The organism is Carnobacterium sp. (genome assembly GCF_032094055.1).
In the GTDB taxonomy this organism is placed as follows: domain Bacteria; phylum Bacillota; class Bacilli; order Lactobacillales; family Carnobacteriaceae; genus Carnobacterium_A.
Map to the genome: position 1 here is coordinate 3,208 of NZ_DAMDAK010000052.1, position 9,010 is coordinate 12,217.

Sequence of the window (9,010 nt, forward strand, 5' to 3'; positions counted from 1 at the left end):
TATGAGAGTTTAGGAAACCGAACGACAATAGCATTGTATAAGGAGGAAATAAAAATGGATTTTATAGCAAATAATATTTTAAAAAATCCCCCTGTTCTTCTTGGCCTAATTGCAGCCCTTGGTTTAATTATTCAAAAGAAAAACATTTCAGATATTATTAAAGGCTCTTTATCAGCAGCATTCGGTATGGTTGTTTTAAATAAAGGCGTTGATATGCTCGTAGGTACAATTGCACCCATTAATACTGCATTTCAATCAACTTTAGTAAACGGTGGAGGAGCAGCTGAAGGACTAAATGATATTACATTTACATCATCCTATGGTGGAGATGTTGGTTTGGCTATGTTTTTAGGGTTAATTCTTCATTTAGCAATTGCACGTTTTACTCCTATTAAAACGATATTCTTAACCGGACATATGTTATGGTGGTTTCCATTCGTTTTTGTGGCTGCTGGAGTTGAAGGTGGGTTAAACGGAACACCATTAATTTTATTTGGTGCAGTTTGTTCTGCTTTATACTGGTCGGTTATGCCATGGATTTTACGGAAATATGTTTGGGATGCAACGGGTGACAAATCGTTTTTATTAGGGCATCCAACCGGTGTTTTAAGTTTGATTTCTGGATTTGTTGCTAAACGTGTTGGAAATAAGGAACATTCAACTGAAGATGTTAATGTTCCTAAGAGTCTATCTTTCTTCAGAGAAATCTCAGTTACTGGTGGAATCGTTATTACATTAATGTATATTGTGATTGGCTTGCTTATTCCTACTCTTATTGAAGAAGGACAAAACTTGTTTATAGCAGCAATTAATAGTGGTTTAACATTTGGAGCAGGACTGTTAGTTATGCTTTATGGAGTCAGAATGTTAATTAATCAAATTATTCCAGCGTTTCAAGGTATTTCAGAAAAACTAATTCCAAATGCTATTCCAGCATTTGATGCTCCTATCATTTTCAATTACAAACCTAATGCTGTAATCATTGGTTTTATTGTAGCAATGATTACTTCAACTGTGATGATCGTAATTGCGAATGCCACTAATATGTTCGGAGTGTTACTCGTGCCATTAGTAATTACTAGTTTCTTTGAATGTGGTGCAGCAGCTGTTATCGGGGAAGGGCAAGGTGGATTGCGCGGGAGTATTATTGGAACAAGTGTCGCAGCTCTTGTAATGGTTTTGATCATGGGAATTTCAGTAGCAATGTTTGACGGAACCATCCAAAACTGGTTGTTGATTTTTGGTGGAAATGACTTTTCAATTTTTGGTCCAATTGCTAAATTAATTGCGAATCTATTTTAGAGAGGTGTAAGGATGAGTTTACAATATTTTAAACGTATTTCGGAAATCTTAAGTCAAGTTGAAACAGATGAAGCTTCAGCAATGGAGCAAACAAAAGACTTATTAGTGGAAGCAATTGAAAAGCATCGTTCTATTTATATTTTCGGTGCCAGTCATGCAGGAATATTAGTGCAAGAAATGTTCTATCGCGCAGGAGGCCTAATGTCAATCAATCCAATTTTTGGTAAAGAAATCATGTTAGACAATGAACCCATTACTTTAACTAGCCAAATGGAGCGACTTGTAGGATATGGAACAGTATTAGCCAGTCAGGTTGATTTTAATAAAAATGATATTCTAATTTTACACTCAGTATCTGGTCGTAATCCTGTAACGATTGAACTAGGAATGTGTGCTCAAGAAAAAGGCGTAAAAGTCGTCACAATTACAAATATGACTTATTCTAAATCCACCACATCACGACATCCATCCGGCAAAATGTTGTATGAGGTTAGTGATGTTGTAATTGATAATCATGGTGATATCGGGGATGGTACCTGTGTAATTGAAGGAATAGATCAAAAAGTGTCACCTTCATCAACTGTGGTTGGAGCAACTATTTTAAATTCAATTGTAACAGAAGTTTGCCAAACGTTGGTTGATAATGGTATGAAATATCCCCCAATTTTTTATAGCGCTAATTTAGACGGCGGCGATGAATTAAATAAGAATTTGTATGAACAATTTAAAGATACTATTCATTATCGCTACTAAATAAATAAGAGCTCTTCGTCAAATGTAGAAACGATTGTTGGTAGTTCTAAAAATCAATAAATGAAGTGATCATGAAGTGAGTTCTTTCAACTTTCGTTGGAAGGCTCTTTTTTTGAATAGAGACGTAAGAATAAATACTATAAATCAAGAGTTTATTTATAGTAGAGATTTGTTTACTTTTGATCATCACTCTTTTTTATGAAAAGATTTTAGTAATGTCACTTTAATGAGTTAGAAGTAATAAAGTGCACTAATATAGGTGCATTTTATTGTATGGAAGCGATTTTAAATATGAGATATAGTGTAACAGAAGGGAGATGAAGATTTGAAAATAGAAACAAGCATGTTGGATACAATTAAAAGTATTCCTGAAAAAATCCAAGAACGATTAACAAATGTAAATGATTTTTCAGGAAAATTGAAAGACATTAAAACGGTTAAAGTAACGATCATTGCATCAGGAACTTCATACAATGCAGCATTCACTGCTAAGTCATTTATTGAAGAAAAATTAGGAATGGGTGTTGAATTAATTTACCCCAACTTTTTTTATCACCATTTCAATAAAGAATCACTCAGTTTAGACGAGGTGTACCTATTTATTTCCCAAGGAGGAACAACTAAATCAGTATTAGAGAGTATTGAAATGGTTAATAACCTAGGCGGAACAACTATTTCCATTACTGAAAATTTGGATAATCCTATTTCTGAAGCAGCTCAGATAAATTTTGATATGGGTAGTGGAAAAGAACCTTACGTATTTAGAACGGCTGGTTACACGCTGACAACGGTCACTCTATATTTGATTTTCATGGAGATATCCAAACAAAACAAGAAGCTTACAAATGAGGCTGCACAAAAATACCTGGAAGAATTATCCGAAATTTCTAAGGACATCGAAAATGCTATCTCATTTTCTCAAAAATGGTACCGCCAAAATAAAAAGTTTCTTTTTAATTGTGAGGCATTCTTTTTTGCCGGGGGCGGAGCTTTGTGGCCGGTGGCTCAAGAATCAGATATTAAGTTCATGGAGATGGTTCCAATCATAACGAATAGTTTTGAAATAGAAGAACTTATTCACGGACCTCAAAATTGTTTTACTGAAGATATGGGTTTCTTTTTATTAGCAGAAGAACAAGAAGACTATGAAAAAGCTGTAAAAATCAATTCTTTTCTCCACAAAGAAGTTCATGCTTATTCTCAAATAATTTCCCGCAACCGTACTGATGATTCTGTTGTGACTTTGGAAACAGCTGCGGAAACATTTTACCCGCTGATTTATATGACTTTTTTTCAAGTGATCAGTTACTTGTTAGCTACAGATAAAGGAAGAGACCTTTCCGAAAAAATCTATCCTCAAATTGAAAAATATATTAATAAGACAGTGTAGGTGAGTATAATGAATTATTTATTAATCAGCCATGGAAATTTTGCAAGTGGTCTCCTTTCTTCAATAGAAATTATATTAGGAAAACAAGACAATGCATATGCGATTGATATGTATATAGATGAAGAGACATTAGAAGAGAAAGTTAAAAGAGTAATTAATGACTCTAATATAAATGAACAGAACTTGATAATATTAACCGACGTTTTTGGCGGAAGTGTTAATCAAAAAGTTATTAAAATGTTTGATATGAGTAAAGTAAAAATTATTACTGGAATGAATTTACCTATGTTGCTTGAATTATTTACAGTAGATAGCAGCCAAATCAATGATGAGAAGATTAAAGAAATTATTACCGGAACTCGAAATCAAGTTATATTTGTTAATGAACAATTGAGTACATTGGATTTTGAAGATGACTTTTAAAAAGGAGAGGTAAAAATGATTCAATTAATCAGAGTGGATGATCGATTATTACACGGACAAGTTGCTTATAGTTGGAAAGCTGAATTAGGATACGAGGCAATCGTGATTGTTAGTGAAAGTGCTGCAAAAGATAATTTACGAAAAGCAGCTATTAAGATGGCGAAACCAGAAGGAGTTAAGCTAGCTATTCGAAACTTATCTGATGCTATTGAACTATTAAACAATGAAAAGTTAAAACATCTGAAAGTATTTGTTGTCACAGATACCATAAATGAAGCAAACAAACTGTTGCATGGGATAAATGAAACCCCTAATTTGAATATTGGGGGAATACAAAAAGAAGAAGATAAAGAACCACTTACTTCCTACGCCTATGTAACAGCAGAAGATAAAGAAATATTAAAAAGCTTGAATGATGAAGGATATAAAGTCGAATTTAGATTGGTTCCTTCTGATAAACCTAAGCTAATAAACGAACTCTAAAATTAAATAGGAGGTATGCAGAATGACTAATGCTTTACTAGTTGGATTGGTAGTTGCTGTAGTCTGGTTTCTAGAAAAAATGGGCGGAACACCAATGGTTAATCGACCCATTATTATTTCTACATTGGTTGGATTAGTGCTGGGAGATTTAAAGGCTGGTTTGATAATAGGTGCAAGTCTGGAACTTGTTTTTATGGGAGCAATTCAAGTTGGAGCAGCTGTTCCGCCTGATGTTTTAGTAGGAGCAAGTTTAGGAACGGCTTTTGCAATTATTACTGGGCAAGGAGCGGAAGTTGCTTTAACATTAGCATTACCAATTGCAATACTTGCTCAATCATTAAAAGTTATTATCTTTATTGTAAGAAGCTGGTTTATGAACTTTGCTGTTTCACTTGCTGAAAATGCTAATATCAAAGGGATGTTTGCGTTGAATATGTTTGGTTTATTCTTGCAATGTTTAATGTATTTTGTGGTGGTATTTGTAGCTATTTTATTTGGTTCCTCTGCAGTAGAAAGTTTCGTTAATAATATACCGGAAACTATTATGAATGGTTTACAAGTAGCAGGAAACTTGTTGCCCGCTGTTGGATTTGCGTTGTTATTACAACCTATGATGAGTGGTAAAAATATACTTTACTTTATCTTTGGTTTCATCATGATATCTTATGGTAATTTACCTATATTAGCTGTTACTTTAGTTGGAGTAATTATCGCATTTATCATTGTTTTTGAAGTTGGAGGTTCAAATAACTCTGCTCAAGTCGCAGAAGGTACAGACCAAGAATTGGAGGACTTATTCGATGAATAAACGTAAATACTCAAAAGAAGAAAAGAAGTTCTTTCGGGAAATGTTTTGGTATTCCTTTCTTTTAGAAAATTCATATAATTATGAGCGTCAACAAGCATTAGGTTATGCAGTTGGTATGTGGCCTGCTATTAAACGTTTTTATAGCACAAAAAAAGAACGAGCTGAAGCATTAACACGTCATATGCAGATTTTTAATACTACTCCACATTTAGTTTCTACGATTACAGGGATCTCTTCAGCTTTAGAAAAAGAAGCGAGCATGAATCCAAAATTTCAAGTTGATACAATTAATAATATCAAGGTTAGTTTAATGGGACCGTTAGCGGGTATTGGAGACTCTTTCTTCTGGGGTACTCTTAGAATTATCGCAGCCGCAGTAGGTTTGCCTCTTGCTCAACAAGGTAATATTTTAGGACCTATCTTATTCTTATTTGTATTCAATGTTCCTCACTTATTACTACGTTATTATGGTGGCGTGTTTGGATATTCACTCGGAACTTCAATTTTAACGGATATTTCAGAATCAAATATATTTCATAAGATATCTAAAGCTGCAACAATTGTGGGTTTAATGGTAATAGGTGCAATGAGTGCGCAAATGGTTCAATTAAATACAAAAATATCTTTTGATTTTAATGATACCGCTTTTAAATTACAAGATTATATCGATCAAATTTTTCCTTTATTGCTGCCTTTATTGTACACACTTTTTATGTTTTGGCTGCTTAAATCAAAGAAAAAAGGGTCAATGTTTTTATTAGGTGTGACCATCCTATTTGGGCTATTAGGCTCATTAGTGGGACTGTTTTAATATATTTTAATTAATTGAATTTTGTTATAATGAAAAGTGCGAGATCTTTAGTATAGATTTTGCGCTTTTTATTTTGAATGGAGTGGTAAAATGGATATTTATTTTTCAAATAGAGAATTATTAATTTTAGATTATTTAAAGAAAAATAAGTATGTCACCGCAGAGGAACTAGCTAACTATCTATCAGTATCAAAGCGTACTGTAAAAAAAGATATCTCACGAATAAAGGAAAATATCAACCAAGAAAAAATGCTATTAAAATCTTATCCAGCTAAAGGCTATCGTTTAGATAGTTCATTTATATTTAGTTCAGATGAGTTGACGTTATCCAGAGACAAAGATCTAATTCTTAAAAATTATGATAGAGTCGCGTATCTTGTACAACGGCTTTTACTAGCAGAAGGTGCAATCAGGTATGACGATTTGGCGGATGAACTCTATATAAGCCCGTCAAGTTTAAGTAAAGATATGAAAAAAGTCCGAGCACTGTTTTCAGAGTACAGGTTAAAGATTTCGCATAGACCTAATTATGGCGTTGAAGTTATGGGTACTGAATTTCATAAGAGATTAGCTATTTCAAATTTTTTCTTCCATAGTTTTTTAAGTTATTTATCAAACTATAAACAAATTATATATAAAAGGGATTCTGCGATACTCCAGTACCTTGAAAAGATTATTAATGAAGTGAGCAAGAGTTACGGAATTTTACTTTCAAAGAATTCTATCAATGATTTAGCTATTCAGATAGTGATTTTATTTTCTAGACAAAAATTTGAAAAAGACTTAGATATCAGTAAAAAAATAAGGGATAAGTACAGCTATGGAGCTTCTTCAGAAATTATAAATCGAGTAAAACCTTTCTTTGACGTAGAGAGCATTGAAGAAAAATCGATTTATTTTCTTTATACTCATCTTACTAATAAAAAAATCATTTCTCATTTAACACCTGCTCTTAAGGAACGTGTCTTATGTATCGTTAATGAAATTATGAAAGAAGTATATATAAATTTTGATTTAGATTTTTCAGAAGATACTACACTAATGGAACTTTTAGCATTGCATATTGAACAGCTTTATAGACGGGTAAAAAATGATTTAACCATTCAAAATCCATTTATTTTTCAACATTTCAGAGATTATTTGTTTGCCTCAAAAATCACGATATCTGCCACTAGGATCATTGAAAAAAAACTAACAAAAAAAGCTATTCCGTTAGATGAATATGGATACTTGATTTTGTATTTTCAGTATGCTTTGAATAATATGAAGAAAAAACCAACTAAAATTATGCTTTATACAGGAAACAACCGTTCTGAGAAACTCAGTTATGAAAGCATTTTAAAGAATACGCTCAACAAAGAACTATATGAAGTAATATATATTGATTCTCTTGATAGAATAAAGAATGATTTTGATTTATTGGTTTCTACTGTATCCTTAAATAAAGAAATATTTGGAGGGAAATCAGTGATCAGTAATGTCACTAAAGAAAAGCTGTTAAATGTTGAATCTTTTTTGAGGAATCCTAACAGCTCAAAGGAAATTTTACAAAGCTATATTAATGAAGACAGTGTGCTTATTTCTAAAGCAACTACAAAGAAAGGAATCGAGCGTGACATTTTAAATTACTTGAGAAGTAAAGATTATTTAAAAGAAAAAACAAATAGAAAACTTGCTTATCATGAAGTTGGAAATGGTTTAGTGCATATCCAAGATATAGACAAAATAATAAAAAAACGTCTTTGTTTAGTTATTATATTAAAGCATCCTATTTTATGGGAAAAAATTGTAGTTAAAACATTGTTTTTGATTAAAACGAAAAAAGACGGAGATAAAGATTTAAATTACCTATGCAAGGTATTTTCAAATTGGACAAATGATCCAGATGCCGTTCAATATGTTTATGAACAGGCAAATTTTGAGGCGCTATTAAAGACTTTAAATTAAAGATATAAGTGAAGGAATAGCCAGCTTAATTAAATTTCAGCTTACAAAAATTTCCTATAGTGTTTCTGCTTTGAAAAATAAAATTGTTCGCATAATTTAAGAGTATGCTCAAACATAAATTTTTTTACCTTATAACATTATTTTTGTTCTTACTTATTAGAAAAAACAAATAATTCTGTTCTGGAATATTGTGGAATAGTTTGCTATTCTTAACTTGTTAGAAATAAATTTTACTGGTTTTACTTAGATGATTTTCAGATGAAGGATAGAAAGATAGCTTGATTAAGATTTATTATCTGATAAAAGAGGGTTAAGTAAGGCGCAAAATTTAGCTTAGGAGGCTGTTATATGATAGAAGTTATCGACTTGAAGAAAGTGTTCGGTAATGGATTTGAAGCTTTAAAATCAGTAGATTTTACGATTGAGAAAGGTGATTTGGTTTGTTTGCTTGGACCAAGTGGTTGCGGTAAATCAACGATTCTTAACCTGATTGCCGGCTTATTAAGCCCTACAGGTGGAGACATCCGTTTTGCGGGCAGCTCAGTGGTCAAAACAGAACCGAAAGACCGCAACATTGGGTTTGTTTTTCAGAATTACGCTCTTTATCCGCACATGACAGTCTTGGAAAATATTATGTTTCCGTTAACAGTAGGTAAAAAAAAGATTTCTAAAGAAAAAGCTAAAGAAACGGCTGAAAAATATATGGCTTTAACAAATATTGAAGAGCTACATAGTAAAAAACCTGGTACATTATCAGGAGGGCAGCAACAGCGTGTGGCCATTACACGGGCTCTGGTACAAAAACCTGATGTGCTGCTGTTGGACGAACCGTTAAGTAACTTAGATGCTCGCTTGCGTTTACGAATACGAGAAGAAATTCGCCGTTTAGTGAAAGAAGTAGGCATCACGACAATTTTTGTTACACATGATCAAGAAGAAGCATTATCGATCAGTGATAAAATCATCCTATTAAATGAAGGCATTATTCAGCAGAATGATGACCCGCAAAACTTATACTTAGAACCCGCCAATCTTTTTGTCGCTCAATTCATTGGAAATCCGATTATCAATACGATTCCCGTAGTCGTTGAAA

At 32.6% G+C, this 9,010-nt stretch carries 8 protein-coding genes and 1 pseudogene; all 9 read left to right on the forward strand.

Annotated elements, in window-relative coordinates; all coding sequences use genetic code 11:
- The first annotated feature begins 54 nt into the window (after positions 1 to 54).
- Positions 55 to 1,302, forward strand: a complete 1,248-nt coding sequence (locus RT405_RS08745; protein ID WP_313469136.1) for a PTS ascorbate transporter subunit IIC — start codon at positions 55 to 57, stop codon at positions 1,300 to 1,302.
- A gap of 12 nt (positions 1,303 to 1,314) precedes the next feature.
- Complete coding sequence (locus RT405_RS08750; RefSeq protein WP_313469137.1) at positions 1,315 to 2,055, forward strand: SIS domain-containing protein; 741 nt, start codon at positions 1,315 to 1,317, stop codon at positions 2,053 to 2,055.
- A 325-nt stretch (positions 2,056 to 2,380) separates the two neighbouring features.
- On the forward strand, positions 2,381 to 3,445 hold the full coding sequence (locus tag RT405_RS08755) for an SIS domain-containing protein (RefSeq protein WP_313469138.1): 1,065 nt from the start codon (positions 2,381 to 2,383) through the stop codon (positions 3,443 to 3,445).
- 9 nt (positions 3,446 to 3,454) lie between these two features.
- On the forward strand, positions 3,455 to 3,868 hold the full coding sequence (locus RT405_RS08760; protein ID WP_313469139.1) for a hypothetical protein: 414 nt from the start codon (positions 3,455 to 3,457) through the stop codon (positions 3,866 to 3,868).
- 15 nt (positions 3,869 to 3,883) lie between these two features.
- The gene (locus tag RT405_RS08765; protein ID WP_313469140.1) at positions 3,884 to 4,351 is read left to right on the forward strand and encodes a PTS sugar transporter subunit IIB; all 468 of its coding nucleotides are present in this window, start codon (positions 3,884 to 3,886) and stop codon (positions 4,349 to 4,351) included.
- 22 nt (positions 4,352 to 4,373) lie between these two features.
- A complete protein-coding gene (locus RT405_RS08770; RefSeq protein WP_313469141.1) occupies positions 4,374 to 5,159 on the forward strand; it encodes a PTS sugar transporter subunit IIC in 786 nt (261 codons plus the stop codon).
- Entirely contained in the window at positions 5,152 to 5,970 is an 819-nt protein-coding gene (locus RT405_RS08775; RefSeq protein ID WP_313469142.1) for a PTS system mannose/fructose/sorbose family transporter subunit IID, read from the forward strand. The genes RT405_RS08770 and RT405_RS08775 overlap by 8 nt, the downstream gene beginning before the upstream one ends.
- Before the next feature lie 90 nt (positions 5,971 to 6,060).
- Positions 6,061 to 7,917, forward strand: coding sequence for an HTH domain-containing protein (locus RT405_RS08780; RefSeq protein ID WP_313469143.1), 1,857 nt, complete (start codon positions 6,061 to 6,063; stop codon positions 7,915 to 7,917).
- Between the two features lie 375 nt (positions 7,918 to 8,292).
- Positions 8,293 to 9,010 (forward strand): annotated as a pseudogene (locus RT405_RS08785) (ABC transporter ATP-binding protein); the annotation flags it as partial.

Bases quoted from the DNA above. Each gene is read 5' to 3' on its own strand.
- RT405_RS08760 (WP_313469139.1), top strand. From the start codon at position 3,455: ATGAATTATTTATTAATCAGCCATGGAAATTTTGCAAGTGGTCTCCTT.
- RT405_RS08775 (WP_313469142.1), top strand. From the start codon at position 5,152: ATGAATAAACGTAAATACTCAAAAGAAGAAAAGAAGTTCTTTCGGGAA.
- RT405_RS08770 (WP_313469141.1), top strand. From the start codon at position 4,374: ATGACTAATGCTTTACTAGTTGGATTGGTAGTTGCTGTAGTCTGGTTT.
- RT405_RS08745 (WP_313469136.1), top strand. From the start codon at position 55: ATGGATTTTATAGCAAATAATATTTTAAAAAATCCCCCTGTTCTTCTT.
- RT405_RS08780 (WP_313469143.1), top strand. From the start codon at position 6,061: ATGGATATTTATTTTTCAAATAGAGAATTATTAATTTTAGATTATTTA.
- RT405_RS08750 (WP_313469137.1), top strand. From the start codon at position 1,315: ATGAGTTTACAATATTTTAAACGTATTTCGGAAATCTTAAGTCAAGTT.
- RT405_RS08765 (WP_313469140.1), top strand. From the start codon at position 3,884: ATGATTCAATTAATCAGAGTGGATGATCGATTATTACACGGACAAGTT.